This is a genomic window from Ciceribacter sichuanensis, assembly GCF_024055605.1.
Classification (GTDB): domain Bacteria; phylum Pseudomonadota; class Alphaproteobacteria; order Rhizobiales; family Rhizobiaceae; genus Allorhizobium; species Allorhizobium sichuanense.
The window spans coordinates 307,451-323,436 of record NZ_JAMXLX010000005.1; the positions used below are offsets into that span (position 1 = coordinate 307,451).

The window sequence follows — 15,986 nt, forward strand, 5'->3', positions numbered from 1 at the left end:
TGGACAGAATAATCAGGGCTCGAGGTAAAACTCCACCGATCGCGGTTTCAAGTGGATCAAGGGGGTGCTACGGCCTGATGACAGCTTACGCCATTTCCGGCCGGCGGCGGGCTGCAGGACGAAATCCTGTGTCAAATGCGAACGATTGAAGAGGATCGCAAGGCGAACTTCCGCGTTGAGCTTCCGGTCCCAGCTGGTGAGGATCATGCCGAACGCGGCGCCATCAGGCTCCTCCCAGTCTTCAACGGTCATCGGGACGCCCCTTGCCGAGATCCAGGCGACGTCGCCGCCGCCGTTGAAGAACTCGGTCTGCGAGAATATCGAGAAGCGCTTGCGCATGGCAGACAGCGCGACCGTCGCCTCCAGCAGTTCCTCGTCCAGCCCTTCCCAGTTCAGCCAGGTCATTTCATTGTCCTGACAATAGGCGTTGTTGTTGCCGTGCTGGGTGCGGCCGAACTCGTCGCCTGCCGTCAGCATGATCGCGCCGCGGCTGGCAAAGAGGGTGGACAGAAGAGCGATAACGTCCTGCCGGCGCTGGCGGCGAACGGTGCGGTTATGGGTTTCGCCTTCCACACCATTGTTCCACGAGTAGTTCTCGTCATGGCCGTCGCGGTTGTTCTCGCCGTTCTTACCGTTGCGCTTGTGGCTGTGAGAGACGAGGTCGAACAGGGTGAAGCCGTCATGGGCGGCAATGAAGTTGACGCTGCGGGTGGTCGTTGCTCCATCCCGGGCGAATACGTCGGAAGAGCCGGCAAGTGCTGTCGCGAGCGTGCCGGTCATATGCGCATCGCCGCGCCAGTAACGCCGGATATTGTCTCGCGCGCGGTCGTTCCATTCGAGATAGGGCGGCGGGAAATTGCCGAGCTGATAACCGCCGGGACCGATGTCCCAGGGTTCGGCGATCATCACCCGATCCTCCAGAATGTCGTCCTGCAGGATCGCCTGCAGCGTTCTCGAGTTCGAATGAAAACCGCTCAGCGAGCGTCCGAGGATAGGCGCGAGATCGAAGCGGAAGCCGTCGATGCCGGCGTGAAGCACGAAATGACGCAAGGTACTGACGATCAGCTGGCGGACGTGCGGATGATCGCAGGCCAGAGTGTTGCCGGTGCCGGTGTCGTTCACCAGAACGCCTGGATTGTCGGAGAGATGGCGGTAGAAGGAGAGGTTGTCGAGTCCGCGCAGCGAAAGCGTGGTGCCGAGCCGGTCGCTCTCGCCGGTATGGTTGAAGACCAGATCGAGAATGACGCCGATCCCTGCGGCATGCAGGGCGGCGACGGTGTCGCGCAGTTCGGCGACGCCACCGGGCACGATGCGGGGATCGAGCGCCATGAAGGCGACCGGATTGTAGCCCCAGCCATTGCTCAGGCCGAGCGGCGGCAGATGCCTTTCATCGATCCAGGCGACGATCGGCATCAGTTCGATGGCATCGACACCGAGCCGTTTCAGGTGGTCGATCACCGCGGGATGGGCGAGCGCCGCGACGGTACCACGCAGGTTCTTCGGCACATCCGGATGGCGGATCGTGAAGGGCTTGACCGCGACCTCGTAGATGAAACCGCCCTTGGGCATGAGCGGCATCATCGGCCGGGCCAGCCGGTCGCGGGTGACGACCGATTTCGGAACGAGGGGAGCGGTATCGACGCCGAAGGTCGAGAGCCTGATATCGTGGATGAAGGGTCGGTCCAGCTCCTTGGCGTAAGGGTCGACGAGCAGCTTGGACGGATCGAACCACCAGCCATGGTCCGGGGCGTAATGCCCATGGGTGCGATAGCCGTAATGAGCGCCTTCCGTCACACCCTCGACATGCAGGCGATGCACGTCGGCTTCACCGCGCGTCATGGGAAGACGGCAGATTTCTCCGCCGCCATTGACGTCATAAAGGCAGAGATCGATCTGCTCGGCATGGCGGGACCAGACGGCGAAATCCGCGCCTGTGTCGGTGAGGACCACTCCGCCATGCCGGCTTTCGATCGGGTTCATGGAGCCGCCGCGATCAGGTGATGACGGTCGGCGCATCGCGACCGGTACGGCTGCTGATCTCGGCAATGCTTTCGGCTGCGGCGATCAGGTCGGCCAGGGCGGACTGCGTCTCGAGATCGTGACGGTTTGCGTCCGGCTCGTAGCGTTCGATGTAGACGCGCAGAGTCGCGCCCGAGGTGCCGGTGCCGGAGAGGCGGAAGACGATGCGGGAGCCGCCTTCGAAAAAGATGCGGATACCCTGGTTCTTGCTGACCGACTGGTCGATCGGATCGTGATAGGCGAAATCGTCGGCGGCGCTGACCACGAGGTCGCCGAACTTCGCGCCGGGCAGGGTGGCGAGCTTGGCTCGCAGGGTGTCGACCAGACCGTTGGCGGCGTCGGTGTCGACGGCTTCGTAGTCGTGGCGCGAATAGTAGTTGCGGCCATAGGTCGCCCAGTGCTGGGAAACGATGTCCTGCATGCTTTCACCGCGCACGGCGAGAATGTTGAGCCAGAGCAGAACCGCCCAGAGGCCGTCCTTCTCGCGCACATGGTTCGATCCTGTGCCGGCGCTTTCCTCGCCGCAGATCGTGACCTTGCCCGCGTCGAGCAGGTTGCCGAAGAATTTCCAGCCGGTGGGGGTCTCGTAGATGCCGATGCCGAGCTTTTCGGCCACCTTGTCGGCGGCGGCGCTGGTTGGCATCGAGCGGGCGATGCCGGCGATCCCACCGTTATAGCCGGGCGCCAGGTGGGCATTGGCCGCCAGAATGGCGAGGCTGTCCGAAGGTGTGACGAAGATGCCCTTGCCGATGATCAGGTTGCGGTCGCCGTCGCCGTCGGAGGCGGCGCCGAAATCCGGCGCGTCCTTGCCGCTCATCATCTCGTCATAGAGTTCCTTGGCATGGACAAGGTTCGGGTCCGGATGATGGCCGCCGAAATCCGGCAGGGGCGTGAAGTTGCGGACCGTGCCTTCGGGCGCGCGCAGGCGTCTCTCGATGATTTCCTTGGCATAGGGACCGGTCACGGCGCTCATGGCGTCGAACACCATGCGGAAGCCGAGGCCGAACAGGTTGCGGATGGCGGAGAAGTCGAAAAGCTCTTCCATCAGTTCGGCATAGTCGGAGACGGGATCGATCACCTGGACCTGCATGCCGCCGACTTCGAAGGCGCCGATATTGTCGAGGTCGAGATCGTCGGCAGCGACAATGCGGTAGCTGGTGATGACCTTCGAGCGGGCGAAGATCGCATCGGTGATCTTTTCCGGCGCCGGGCCGCCATTGCCGATATTGTACTTGATGCCGAAGTCTTCGGTCGGGCCACCGGGATTGTGGCTGGCGGACAGGATGATGCCTCCGAAGGCCTTGTACTTGCGGATGACGTGGGAGGCGGCGGGCGTCGAGAGAATGCCGCCCTTGCCGACCATGACCTTGCCGAAACCATTGGCGGCGGCCATCTTGATGACCTTCTGGATCACCTCGCGATTGTAGTAGCGGCCGTCGCCGCCGACAACCAGCGTCTTGCCCTGAAAGCCTTCCAGCGAATCGAAAATCGACTGGATGAAGTTCTCTGCATAATTTTCCTGCTGGAAGACCGGGACCTTCTTGCGCAGGCCCGAGGTGCCGGGCTTCTGGTCCGAGAAGGGCTTGGTGGCAACAGTCGATATCATGGACTTAATGGCCTTTCGAAACGAGGCGTTGATAAAGTTCGGCGTAGCGCTCGGCGCTGCGACCCCAGGAGACGTCGCTCTTCATACCCTGTTTCTGCAGCTGCGCCCATGCCTTGGGATCGCGATAGAGCCTCATCGTGCGCTGGATGGCGCGGCGCAGGGCATCCGCGGTCACCGGTCCGAACTGGATTCCGGTGGCGACGCCGCCGGCAAGCGCGGCTTCATTGGCGTCGACAATGGTGTCGGCGAGGCCGCCCGTACGGGCGACCACGGGCACGCAGCCGTAGCGCAGTGCATAGAGCTGGGTCAGGCCGCAAGGCTCGAAGCGGGAGGGTATCAGGATGGCGTCGGCACCGGCCTGCATGAGGTGCGAAAGCGGCTCGTCGAAACCGATGACCACGCCGATGCGATTGCGGTAGCGCGAGGCGGCGGCAAGCAGTTGCGCCTCAAGTGCGCTGTCGCCTGAGCCGAGGACGGCCAGTTTCGCGCCAGCTGAGACGATGTCTTCGATCACTTCGCCGAGCAGGTCCATGCCCTTCTGCCAGGTCAGGCGGGAAACGATGGAGAAGATCGGCCCGTCATCATCGTCGAGGCCGAAGCGGGCCGTGAGTGCCGCGCGGTTCGCCTGACGTTTCTTGAATGCGCCGGAGGCGTATTGAGTGGCGATGAGCGGATCGGTCGCGGGGTTCCAGACCTGGGCGTCGATGCCGTTGACGATGCCGTAGAGATCGACGGCGCGGTCAGCGATTATGCCCTCCAGACCGATGCCGAATTCCGGCGTCAGGATTTCCTCGGCATAGGACGGGCTGACGGTGCTGAGCGCCGAGGCGGTCGAAAGACCTGACTTCAGGTAGCTCATCGTGCCGTAATATTCGAGCGCTTCCCAATAGGCATGGGCCGGAAGACCGAGATAGGGGAAGTAGCTGGCGGAAAACTGACCCTGGAAAGCGATGTTATGAATGGTGATGAGGCTCGGCAGTTCCGGTGTCTCGGCATAACGCATGTAGACAGGAGTCAGCGCCGTCTGCCAGTCATGCACATGAACGAGATCAGGTTGCCAGCCGGGAAGCACGCCTGCCGCGATTTCCGCGCCGGCCTTGGAAAGCACGGCAAACCGTTTCCAGTTGTCGGGATAGTCGCGGGATGCCGGATCGACATAGGGGCCGCCGGAGCGTTCGAAAAGCGTGGGCGAATCGAGAACCAGAATATCGAGGCCTTCATGCTTGGCCTCGAGCAGGGTGGCATGTTCCCCGAGCAGGTCGGTAAACTCGACCCGCTTCACGGCCTTCTTGATCGCCTTCATTACTGCCGGATAGCCGGGGATGAGTGTCCGGGTATCGACATCGTGCGCCTTCAGCGCAAGCGGCAGGGCACCGGCAACATCTGCCAGGCCGCCGGTCTTGATCAACGGATAAAGCTCGGAGGCGACGGAGAGGACTTTCATCAGGCTCACATATCCAGTTTGTCGATCATCGTCTGGGTAATCAGGCAGACACCGTTCTCGGAGCGACGGAACCGACGCGCGTCGATTTCCGGATCCTCTCCCACCACCAGACCTTCGGGGATCACCACCCCGTGGTCGATGACCACATTGGTCAGTCGGGCGTGACGCCCGATCTGGACCTTGGGAAGAACCACAGCGCCTTCAAGGCGGGAATAGGAATTGGCGCGCACGCCGGTAAACAGCAGGCTCCTCAACAGTGTCGAGCCGGAGATGATGCAGTCGCCGGAGACCAGCGAGGAGATCGCGGAACCCCGACGTCCCTCGTCGTCATGGACGAATTTCGCCGGCGGCGTGATCTCGGCATAGCTCCAGATCGGCCAGGTCTTGTCGTAGAGATCAAGATCGGGAACGATGTCCGTCAGGTCGATATTGGCCTGCCAGTAGGCGTCGATCGTACCGACGTCGCGCCAGTAGGGCGCGCGCTCGAAATCGGAACGGACGCAGGAACGGGCGAACCGGTGGGCGACGGCTTTACCGTTCGAGACGATGTAGGGGATTATGTCCTTGCCGAAATCCCGGCTGGAGGTCGGATCGGCGGCATCGCGGCGCAGGACATCCATCAGGAAGCGGGTCTGGAAGACGTAGATGCCCATCGAGGCCAGCGAGAACTTTTCGTTGCCGGGAATGCCCGGCGGATCGGCCGGCTTCTCGACGAAAGCGATGATATCGTCCTTCTCGTCGACATGCATGACGCCGAAGCCGGTCGCTTCCTCGCGCGGCACTTCCAGGCAGCCGATCGTGACGTCGGCGCCGGAATCGACGTGCTGCTGGAGCATCTGCTCGTAGTCCATCTTATAGATATGGTCGCCGGCCAGGATGACCATGTATTCCGGGCCGTAGGACTCGATGATGTCAATGTTCTGGTAGACGGCGTCGGCCGTGCCTTCATACCATTGGGTCTCGGAGACGCGCTGGGAGGCGGGCAGGACGTCGAAGCTTTCGTTGCGTTCCGGGCGGAAGAAGTTCCAGCCGTGCTGCAGGTGGCGGATGAGCGAATGGGCCTTGTACTGGGTTGCGACGCCGATGCGGCGAATACCTGAGTTGAGTGCGTTCGACAGCGCGAAGTCGATGATCCGAGCCTTGCCGCCGAAATAGACCGCAGGCTTGGCACGCCGGTCCGTCAACTCCTTCAGCCGACTGCCCCGCCCTCCCGCGAGAACATAGGCCATTGCATCGCGCGCCAATGGCTGGATCCGCTTTTCCGTCATTTTGTCCTCCCGCATCAGTTTTCTTGTTCGAGCATGATGACGGCGAGCGGCGGCAGGGTGATGATTGCCGTCGCGCGACCATCGGTGCCGGCGCGGGCTTCCGCGCGGCCGCCATTGCCCTTGCCGCTGCCGCCATAGATCTCGGCATCGGTATTCAGGATCTCCCGCCAGCGGCCCGCAGCGGGCAGCGACACGGCGTAACGCTCGTGATAGACGGGCGTGAAGTTGCAGATGACCGCGATCGGTTTCTGGCCCGGCGCCTTGCGCAGCCAGCCGAAGACCGAATTGTCGTGATCGTCGACGATCAGCCATTCGAAGCCATCGCCCTCGCAGTCACGGGCGTGAAGCGCGGGTTTGGAGCGGTAGGTGAAATTGAGGTCGCGCACGAGACGACGCATACCCTCGTGAAGGGCATACTGGAGCAGGTTCCAGTCGAGCGGACGGCTTTCGCTCCATTCGCTCCACTGGGCGAATTCCTGTCCCATGAACAGCAGCTTCTTGCCGGGATAACCCCACATGAAGGCGTAGTAGCTCCTGAGATTGGCGAACTTCTGCCAATCGTCGCCCGCCATCTTGGCGATCATCGAGCCTTTCCCATGCACGACCTCGTCATGGGAAATCGGCAGCACGAAATTCTCGGAGAAGGCATAGAGAAGACCGAAGGTGATCTCCTGATGGTGGAACTTGCGGTGCACCGGCTCACGCGAGAAATAACTCAGCGTGTCGTGCATGAAGCCCATGTTCCACTTGAAGCCGAAGCCGAGGCCGCCTTCGTGGACCGGCTGCGAGACCTTGGGCCAGGAGGTGGATTCCTCCGCGATGGTCATCACGCCGGGATGGGCGCCATAGACCAGCCGGTTCAACTTCTGCAGAAAGCGCACAGCCTCGAGGTTTTCGCGCCCGCCGTACTCGTTGGGTATCCATTCGCCTTCCTTGCGGGAATAGTCGAGGTAGAGCATCGAGGCGACCGCATCGACGCGCAGGCCGTCGAGATGGAACTTCTCCGCCCAGTAGAGCGCGTTGTTTATGAGGTAGGACAGGACCTCGTTGCGGCCGAAATTGTAGATCGCCGTGTTCCAGTCGGGGTGAAAACCCTGACGCGGATCGGCATGCTCGTAAAGGGCGGTCCCATCGAACCAGCGCAGGCCATGGGCGTCGGTTGGAAAATGGGCGGGCACCCAGTCGAGAATGACGCCGATGCCGACCTTGTGGCAGCCGTTGACGAAACGGGCGAACCCTTCCGGCTCGCCGAAGCGGGCGGTGGGGGCATAAAGCCCGGTGGTCTGGTAGCCCCAGGACGGGTCGTAGGGGTGTTCGGTGATCGGCAGGAACTCGATATGGGTGAAGCCCATGTCCGAGCAATAGGGGATCAGGCGGTCTGCCAATTCGTCCCAGCTCAGGAGCGAGCCGTCGTCGCGCCGCTGCCAGGAACCGGCATGCACCTCGTAGATGCTGATCGGCTGGCGGCGCTGGTCCACGCTTGCCCAATGCGCGCGATGGGCATCGTCCTCCCACTCCTGCTCCAGTTCGGGCGCCGTGATCGAGGCATTCTTCGGGCGAAGTTCGGCTCGCCGGGCATAGGGGTCGGCTTTCAGCGGCTGCAACAGGCCGTCCTTGCCGATGATCTCAAACTTGTAGGCGGCACCGGGGCGGACATCGGGAGCAAAGATTTCCCATATGCCGGTATCCCGGCGAAGCCGCATGACGTGTCGCCGGCCATCCCATTCGTTGAAGTCACCGACAATGGAGACGCGCTCGGCGTTCGGCGCCCATACCGCGAAATGGAAGCCGTCGACCCCCTGGTGCTTCAGCGGATGGGCGCCCATCTTGTCGAACAGTCTGAGATGCGAGCCTTCGCGGACGAAGTAATCGTCCATCGGGCCGAGCACCGGGCCGAAGCTGTAGGGGTCGGTAACCGTCCATTCGGCATCGCCGCGGCAAGCGCGGTAACGGAGTGGATGGAAGCCGCCGATCGCCACAGGCCCGGAGAAAAATCCCGCCGGATCGATCTGCTGCAATTCCCCGAGGTCGGTGCCGTTGAGCGCCACTGCGGTGACGGTTTCTGCACCGGGAATGAAGCAGCGGGCGCAATACCCCTTGTCCGTCTGATGAATGCCGAGCACCGCGAAAGGATCGCCATGGGTGCCCGCGATAATGGCCGCAACCTCCGGGGCCGGAGGGATCTCCGGCTGGAGGGCATCACCGATGGTCTTCGGTGACTTGGCCATCAGGCTCTCCAGATATCGGAGTTGTACTGACGGATCGTGCGGTCGGACGAGAACCAGCCCATGCGGGCGGTGTTGCGGATGGTCTTGCCATACCAGCTCGTGGGGTCGGTCCAGATGGTGTCGACATCGCGCTGGGCCTTGGCGTAGGAATCGAAGTCTTCGGCGACCATGAACCAGTCATGCTGGTAGATGCCGTTCATCAGGGCGGAGAAGCGACCGCGGTCATCCGGCGAGAAGACGCCGGAGGCGATGGCCGAAAGCGCCTGCGACAGTTCGCGAGAGCCTTCGATAGTCGCACGCGGATTGTATCCGTCGGCGCGGGCCTTGCCGACTTCCTCCGCCGTCTTGCCGAAGATCACTATGTTCTCCTCGCCGACATGATCGCGCATTTCCACATTTGCCCCGTCAAGGGTGCCGATGGTGAGCGCACCGTTCAACGCGAACTTCATGTTGCCGGTTCCAGAAGCTTCCATGCCGGCCGTCGAAATCTGTTCGGACAGATCGGCTGCCGGCACCATGACTTCGGCGAGCGAGACGTTGTAATTCGGAATGAAGACGACCTTGAGCAGGCCGCGCACGGATGGGTCGTTGTTCACCACGCGAGCGACGTCGTTGGCGAGCTTGATGATGAGCTTGGCGTTGTGATAGCTCGGCGCCGCCTTGCCGGCAAAGAGCTTGACGCGCGGCACCCAGTCGCGTTCGGGATGGGAGCGGATCTGGTCGAACAGCGCGACCGTCTCGATGATGTTGAGAAGCTGGCGCTTGTATTCGTGGATGCGCTTGATCTGGATGTCGAACATGGCCGAGGGGTCGAGGCGGATGCCCATGCGGCTGGCGACCAGATTGGAGAGGCGCTCCTTGTTGGCGCGCTTCACGGCAGCGAATTTCTCCTGGAACGACGCATCGTCGGCAAAGGCGTCAAGCGTCGTCAGCTTGCCCGCATCATCGAGGAAATCGTCGCCGATCGCTTCGCGGACCAGCGAGGTCAGCTGCGGATTGCACTGCATCAGCCAGCGGCGCGGTGTAATGCCGTTGGTCTTGTTGTTGATGCGGTCAGGATAAAGCTTGTGAAGGTCGGCGAAAACCGTTTCCTTCATCAGTTCCGTATGCAGGGCGGAAACGCCGTTGATGCTGTGCGAGCCGATGAAGGCGAGATTGCCCATGCGCACACGCCGGTCGCCGCTTTCGTCGATCAGGGAGATGTGACGGATCTCGGTGTCGGAGAAGGACCGGTTCTTGCGTGCATCGACCAGGATCTTGGCGTTAATGGCGTAGACCAGCTGCATGTGGCGCGGCAGGAGCCGTTCGAACAGCGGAACGGGCCAGCTTTCCAGTGCTTCGGGCAGAAGCGTGTGGTTGGTATAGGAGAATGTCTTCCAGGTGATTTCCCAGGCGGTATCGAAGTCGACGCCGTGGATATCGCAGAGGAGCCGCATCAGTTCAGCGACGGAGACGGCCGGATGGGTGTCGTTGAGCTGGATCGAAACCTTGTCCGGCAATGCGGAGAGCTGATTGCCCTGCTGCAGGTGGCGGCGCAGGATGTCCTGCAGCGATGCGGAACAGAAGAAATATTCCTGGCGGAGACGCAGTTCCTGACCGGCAGCGTTTGCGTCTGCCGGATAAAGCACGCGTGTCAGTGTTTCGGCCTTGTTGCTTTCGCGCAGCGCGCCGATGTGGTCACCGGCGTTGAAGGCATCGAGGAGAATGGGATCTATCGGCTGGGCCGACCAGAGGCGAAGCGTGTTTACCCGTTCGCCGCGCCAGCCGACGACGGGCGTGTCATAGGCCGTGGCAATCATGCGCTCGCTCGGCTTCCAGACAAAGCGCATTTCCTCGTTCTGGCCGTTGACCGTCTCGACACCGCCGCCGAAGCCGATTTCATAGGAGCTTTCGCGCCGTTCGAATTCCCAGGGATTGCCGTGCGCAAGCCAGGTTTCCGGCAGTTCGACCTGCCAGCCGTCCGCCATCTGCTGGCGGAAAAGACCGTGGACGTAACGAATGCCGTAGCCGTAAGCCGGGATATCGACGGTCGCGAGCGATTCCATGAAGCAGGCGGCGAGGCGACCGAGACCACCATTGCCGAGCGCTGCATCGGGTTCAAGGCCGGCGATGACGTCGAGTTCGACGCCGAGCGATCCGAGCGCCTGGCGGATCTCGTCCATCAGTCCGAGATTGGACATGGCGTCGCGCATCAGGCGACCGATCAGGAATTCGAGGGATAGATAATAGACGCGCTTGGCGTTATCGGCATAGGTGGCGCGGGTCGATTCCATCCACTTGTCGATGATGCGATCACGCACCACGAGGATCGTCGCCGTCAGCCAGTCATGGGGCGTCGCCACCTTTGCGTCCTTGCCGATGCCGTATGTCAGTCGCTCGATGATTTCGGCGGCCAGCACTTCCGGATCGGAAACACGTGGCTTCGGCAAGGGCAGGTCCGCTTTGCTGAGGGTCTTGATCATGGTTCCGCCTAAGGTTGGAGCAGCTTTAACGGGGTGTCTCGCCGATTCTGGGAGCATCGGCGCATGGTCGATTTTTCGCAGTTTACGCACCGTTATGAAACACTTGCAACACAGGAAATCGGCAAATGCCGGATTGGCGCATGGACTATGTGTTCTTTATAAATCGCTGAATTTTCAGGATTTATGTCACTGCATGTTTTTTAAACAAAAAAGCCGTGGCGTTTGTCGCCACGGCTCTGTGTCTGGTCGCGCATTTGAGTACGCCGCTTTCAATTTGTGAGACGGGTGGTCATCTCGGACGCCTTTTTACCGATTTCCTTGAAGGCGCTGACGAGCTCATCCATGTCATCCGGCTCAAAATAATAACTTGTATCGCTGGCACAATAGTTCAATAGCGACTTACCTTTGTCGGGGGCCATGAATGCAACGGAAAAGATCTTGATGCCGTCGGTCTTGGCCTGGGCACAATAACCGCGAACCTGGCTATCGATAGATGAGTTCCAAGAGGAACCGGTTCCGGTCATTTCGCCGTCGGTCATCAGCAGGATATAACGCTCGAACTTCTTGTTGTCCTTGGCTGCCTGCGCGGTCGCTTCGGTGGCGTTCGTCGCCGTCAGCGCATCATAGGCGATTTTCATGGCGCCGGTCGCGTTGGTGCCGCCGGTTGGTACGGAAGGCAGCGCGCTGACATAGGCTGCGGCCGATGTCGTGCCCCAGGCGATCGCGGAGGGCGACTGGGTTGTGTCGTTATATGACACGGCGCCGACGCGAACGCCGGCTGAATCGGGGTCGGCATCGTGGAGTGTGGTAAAGAGGACGCCTGCGGCCGTTTTCAAGGCGTCGATTTTGCGCACGTAGCAGGGCTTCGTGGGCTTGATGTAGTTCCTCTGTCCCGACTTGACGTCCTTGTAGGCCCAATTTTCCGCAGTGTAGTTCACGCAGGATGTCTGGGTCGTGTCGACCGTATCGGTCACGAAGGACATGGAACCCGAACGGTCGAGAGCCAGATACATCGACATCGCGCTCCGTGTCTCGGAGGTGCTTTCGGCCTTACTGCTCACGGATACGCGCATGCTCTCGCGACCGAGCAAGCGGGTGAAGGCGTTCATCGGGACGTCGTAATAGCCTGATACCGTGACGTCGTAGACATTGCTGGCGCCGTTGGTGCCGGCGGTGCGCTGGACGACAGCTGTGGTCTCGTCCCCAAGTTCGTCGGACGCGCTGCTCTGGGTTTCATCGTCGGTAGCGTTGTCTGAGCCGGCCGTGTTGGCAAACTGCGCCGCCATGAATTTCCTGGCGCGTTCGATCGCTTGCTCGTCCGTCAGGGTTTCATCGCTCGCCAAGGCGGAAGCCGCCGAAAGGGCTGCGGAATCTGCCGCATCCTGAAGGGCGGACCTGACCTGTATGACCTGGGTCATGTCCATCGCCAGTCCAGCGACGGCGAGCGTCACGGGCAACAAAATCGCCGTCATCATGCCGAAATTGCCGTTCCGGTCTGATACGAACCGGCGAACAACAGTGCTTCTCTTTACGAAACCAGTCATCACCTTGATCCACTCGATGGATTACCTTGATGGCTGGATATCCGAAAAAGCTGATATTCGACTTAAGCGAAATGCTCGGATTTTAATGTTTCTCGCGGTAATCGCGGGCTAGGCGTCATTTTACCGGGATGACGTCGACCGCCTGTACCGTCTGGTGACTGCCATAGCTCTTCAGCACGCCGATGACCGGGGCCACATCCGAATAGTCACGGCCGTAAGCCACCACGACATGGTCGCTGCTGACGACGATGTTGTTGGTGGGGTCGAGCTCGATCCAGCCCATCGTCTCGCCGCACCAGACGCGGACCCAGGCGTGCATGGCGTCAGCACCCTCGAGGCGCTCCTTGCCCGGTGGCGGGATCGTGCGCAGGAAGCCGCTGACATAGCCCGCGGGTATGCCGAGGCTTCTGAGCGCAATGATCATCACGTGGGAGAAATCCTGGCAGACACCCCGCCTGAGCGCGAAGGATTCGGCCGGTGTCGAGTCTACCGTCGTGGCATCCGGGTCGTATTTGAAGTCCGAATGTATCCTCGCACAGATCGTCTCGGCGATCTGGCGTACCGTCTGACCGGGCTTGACGGCCTTGGCGGCGTAAGCGGCGATTTCCGGCACTTCGTTGAGGCGCGGGCTGGGTTTAAGGAAATGATGGGGCGATTCCGGTTCCACGGACCAGAAATCGGCAAGTTCTTCCGGCAGTTTTTCGAGGATCGGGGAGAAGTCGGCCGTGATCGCGTGCGGCTGCACCATGACGCGCGCCTGCATGCGGATATCGAGTTTCTCGTGTTGTGCCCGCAGCATGATGGAGGTTGCCGGATGCTGAAAGAAGTCGACGAAGTTGGTGGTCTCGTCGGGCTGCGGATCGATCCTGACAGCGCCTGCGACAAGCCTCTGGCGATCGGACAGGGACAGCGGCAACACGCGCAACACGTGATGGGAGCCTGAAACCGGAACTTCGTATGTATAGCCGATGTGGAGTGTGAGATCGTAGAGCATCGGACTATCCGAGATAGGTGTTGGCAAGGATGTCTGACAGTCTCTCGAGTTCGCGTTCGAGGGTGGAATAGATTTCCGGCGTCATCGTCTCCGGCGTCATCACCGCAAGGCCGGAATGCAGGCGCATCGCCTCGCGGTAGAGCGGCGACATCTGCCCGCTGACGAAGGCGTTCGGCAGCTGCTCCAGTTCGGTACGGATTTCGTTGAGTTGGAACAGAATGGATCGCGGGTTCAAGGGATCGAGCGCCAGGAGGTCGGTCACGGTCAGCTTGGCCGTGTTGACGTTGTAGCGGCGGCGATGGGTCATGACGTTGTCACCGATTTCCAGCAGCATGTCGAGCGAACCGTCGGGCGCTGCGTCGGCGCTCATATGGCCGAGGAGCCGCGTCATGTGCAGCCCGCGTTCGAGGAACCGGCCGACAGTCAGGAAGCGCCAGCCGGTGAAGCGGTACATGTTTTCATGCACGAGGCCGGCGAAGCCCGCGAGCTTACGCAAAAGGATGGTCATCGCATGCGCCGCATCGTCGCCGTGCTTGACTTTGTCGTGGAAGCGTCGCGCGGTCTTGGCAAGGTCGGTGAGCGCCAGCCATCCATCCGGTGAAAAGCGGTCGCGGATGTTGCTGGCCGAATAGACGGCGCTGTCGATGTTGCGCATCATGCTTTCCGGCACGCCGTGCTTCATGTCGACATCGAGATCGGACAGGTAGCGCGTCACATAGGCGAGAAGCGGCTGTTCGGGATCTGCCGATTCGGCGAAGCGCCCGTGCCATGCGCGCAGGATGCGCAATGCGCCTTCGGCCCGCTCGATGTAGCGGCCGAGCCAGTAGAGATTGTCGGCCGCCCGGCTCGGCAGGCTGCCCGGCATGTTGCGGGTGAAGCTTTCCTCCGCCGGGAGAAGTGAGGTGCGGTCAACAGGCTTTTCGGAAACGATCCAGACGTCGGCGGCGCTGCCGCCGGACTGCATGGCGATTGCAGAAACGTCGTCGCCGCTGCCGATCCGGGCAAAGCCGCCGGGCATGATCTGCCAGCCGTCACGGGTGCGGGCTGCATAGACCCGAAGGCTCATCGGCCTCGGCGTCAGCTTGCCGTCGACGAAAGCCGGTGTGGTCGAGAGGGTGACGACCTCCTGACCGACCAGTTTGCCCCCTTCGGCTTCGATCCGTTCCAGCATGGCCTTGCGCTGGGCCTTGGACAGGGAGGCGCCGAGCTGCGAGCGGCCGCTGTCGTCGAAGAAGGGGAGCCGCGAATAGGCGGGGCCAATCACCATGCGATCGAGGTTGCGGGCCACCTGTTCCCGTTCGGACTTCTGGCCGCACCACCATGTGGCGATGGAGGGCAGCGCCAGGTCCTCGCCGAGCAGATGATGACAGATGGTCGGCATGAAGGCGAGCAGCGCCCGCGTTTCGAGTATGCCGGAGCCGAGAGCGTTGACGAAGGTCACGGCGCCGTTGCGCAGCGCCTGCACCATGCCCGGCGTACCGATATGGGAATTCTGGTTGAGTTCCAGAGGATCGGCATAGGCGGCATCCAAACGGCGCCAAAGGACGCTGATCGGCTTCAATCCCGCGACGGTGCGCACCATAACCCGGCCATTGACGACGGCCAGATCCTCTCCTTCCAGCAGCATGATGCCGAGATAGCGGGCGATATAGGCATGCTCGAAATAGGTTTCGTTGGCTGGACCCGGAGAGAGCACCGCTATGCGGTCGTCGGCATGCTGCTTGCGGGACTGCAGCGCATCGCGGAATGCCCCGAAGAAGGAGGCAAGGCGATGGACATGCGTTTCGGCATAGATGTCGGAGAAGGCGCGGGTGGTCGCAACGCGGTTTTCCAGTGCGAAACCTGCGCCAGACGGTGCCTGGGTGCGGTCGGCCAGCACCCACCAGTTGCCGTCAGGCCCGCGACCGATCTCGAAGGAACAGAAATGCAGATAGTGCCCGCCGGCCGGCTTGATGCCTACCAAGGGGCGCAGGAATTCCGGATTTCCGGCGATCAGCTGCGGCGGGATGAAGCCTTCCTGGACCAGCCGGTTATCGTTGTAGATGTCTGAGACCACTGCTTCCAGCAGGTTGGCGCGCTGTACCAGGCCTTCGGCCAGCACCTGCCATTCCTTTTCGGCGATCAGGACAGGGATATGGGAAAAGGGCCAGGCCCGGTCGCTCGAACCGTTGGCGCCGTAGGCACGGTAGAACACGCCGGCGTCGCGCAGATAGCGGTCGGCGCGGGCAAAACGCTCGTGCAGTTCGTGCTCGGACAGCCGGTCGATGGAGTTCACGAAGCGCTGCCACACGGGACGAATGCCGCCGTTGTTATCCAGCATCTCGTCGGCTGCGCCCGGCAATGCCCGATAACTCATGCTTCGCGTCTCGCTGATTTCGTCTTCCAGCTCTTCGGCCACCGTCTGGTTCGTCATATCCTCTT

9 protein-coding genes are annotated in these 15,986 nt (G+C 61.6%); all 9 read right to left on the reverse strand.

Features of this window, described 5'->3' with window-relative positions; all coding sequences use genetic code 11:
* Positions 1 to 12 precede the first annotated feature (12 nt).
* Positions 13 to 1,980 carry a glycogen debranching protein GlgX gene (glgX, locus tag NBH21_RS16920; RefSeq protein WP_250915412.1) on the reverse strand — a complete coding sequence of 656 codons (1,968 nt, stop codon included), beginning with the start codon at positions 1,978 to 1,980 and terminating at the stop codon, positions 13 to 15.
* 13 nt (positions 1,981 to 1,993) lie between these two features.
* On the reverse strand, positions 1,994 to 3,625 hold the full coding sequence (locus NBH21_RS16925) for an alpha-D-glucose phosphate-specific phosphoglucomutase (protein WP_250915413.1): 1,632 nt from the start codon (positions 3,623 to 3,625) through the stop codon (positions 1,994 to 1,996).
* A gap of 4 nt (positions 3,626 to 3,629) precedes the next feature.
* Positions 3,630 to 5,069 (reverse strand): glycogen synthase GlgA, encoded by a 1,440-nt coding sequence (gene glgA, locus NBH21_RS16930; protein WP_250915414.1) that lies wholly within the window; start codon positions 5,067 to 5,069, stop codon positions 3,630 to 3,632.
* 5 nt (positions 5,070 to 5,074) lie between these two features.
* The gene (gene glgC, locus NBH21_RS16935) at positions 5,075 to 6,337 is read right to left on the reverse strand and encodes a glucose-1-phosphate adenylyltransferase (protein ID WP_250915415.1); all 1,263 of its coding nucleotides are present in this window, start codon (positions 6,335 to 6,337) and stop codon (positions 5,075 to 5,077) included.
* Between the two features lie 14 nt (positions 6,338 to 6,351).
* The gene (gene glgB, locus NBH21_RS16940; RefSeq protein WP_250915416.1) at positions 6,352 to 8,565 is read right to left on the reverse strand and encodes a 1,4-alpha-glucan branching protein GlgB; all 2,214 of its coding nucleotides are present in this window, start codon (positions 8,563 to 8,565) and stop codon (positions 6,352 to 6,354) included.
* Positions 8,565 to 11,024, reverse strand: coding sequence for a glycogen/starch/alpha-glucan phosphorylase (locus tag NBH21_RS16945; protein ID WP_250915510.1), 2,460 nt, complete (start codon positions 11,022 to 11,024; stop codon positions 8,565 to 8,567). Before NBH21_RS16945 ends, glgB begins: the two co-directional genes overlap by 1 nt.
* Before the next feature lie 272 nt (positions 11,025 to 11,296).
* Complete coding sequence (locus NBH21_RS16950; protein ID WP_250915417.1) at positions 11,297 to 12,571, reverse strand: TadE/TadG family type IV pilus assembly protein; 1,275 nt, start codon at positions 12,569 to 12,571, stop codon at positions 11,297 to 11,299.
* A gap of 115 nt (positions 12,572 to 12,686) precedes the next feature.
* On the reverse strand, positions 12,687 to 13,565 hold the full coding sequence (locus NBH21_RS16955; protein ID WP_250915418.1) for a transglutaminase family protein: 879 nt from the start codon (positions 13,563 to 13,565) through the stop codon (positions 12,687 to 12,689).
* Between the two features lie 4 nt (positions 13,566 to 13,569).
* Complete coding sequence (locus NBH21_RS16960; RefSeq protein ID WP_425340437.1) at positions 13,570 to 15,978, reverse strand: circularly permuted type 2 ATP-grasp protein; 2,409 nt, start codon at positions 15,976 to 15,978, stop codon at positions 13,570 to 13,572.
* Positions 15,979 to 15,986: the final 8 nt, after the last annotated feature.

What these genes read in the sequence shown, in the direction of transcription:
- glgB (WP_250915416.1), bottom strand. Translation starts at nt 8,565, where the DNA reads ATGGCCAAGTCACCGAAGACCATCGGTGATGCCCTCCAGCCGGAGATC.
- glgA (WP_250915414.1), bottom strand. Translation starts at nt 5,069, where the DNA reads ATGAAAGTCCTCTCCGTCGCCTCCGAGCTTTATCCGTTGATCAAGACC.
- glgX (WP_250915412.1), bottom strand. Translation starts at nt 1,980, where the DNA reads ATGAACCCGATCGAAAGCCGGCATGGCGGAGTGGTCCTCACCGACACA.
- NBH21_RS16925 (WP_250915413.1), bottom strand. Translation starts at nt 3,625, where the DNA reads ATGATATCGACTGTTGCCACCAAGCCCTTCTCGGACCAGAAGCCCGGC.
- NBH21_RS16960 (WP_425340437.1), bottom strand. Translation starts at nt 15,978, where the DNA reads ATGACGAACCAGACGGTGGCCGAAGAGCTGGAAGACGAAATCAGCGAG.
- NBH21_RS16955 (WP_250915418.1), bottom strand. Translation starts at nt 13,565, where the DNA reads ATGCTCTACGATCTCACACTCCACATCGGCTATACATACGAAGTTCCG.
- NBH21_RS16950 (WP_250915417.1), bottom strand. Translation starts at nt 12,571, where the DNA reads ATGACTGGTTTCGTAAAGAGAAGCACTGTTGTTCGCCGGTTCGTATCA.
- glgC (WP_250915415.1), bottom strand. Translation starts at nt 6,337, where the DNA reads ATGACGGAAAAGCGGATCCAGCCATTGGCGCGCGATGCAATGGCCTAT.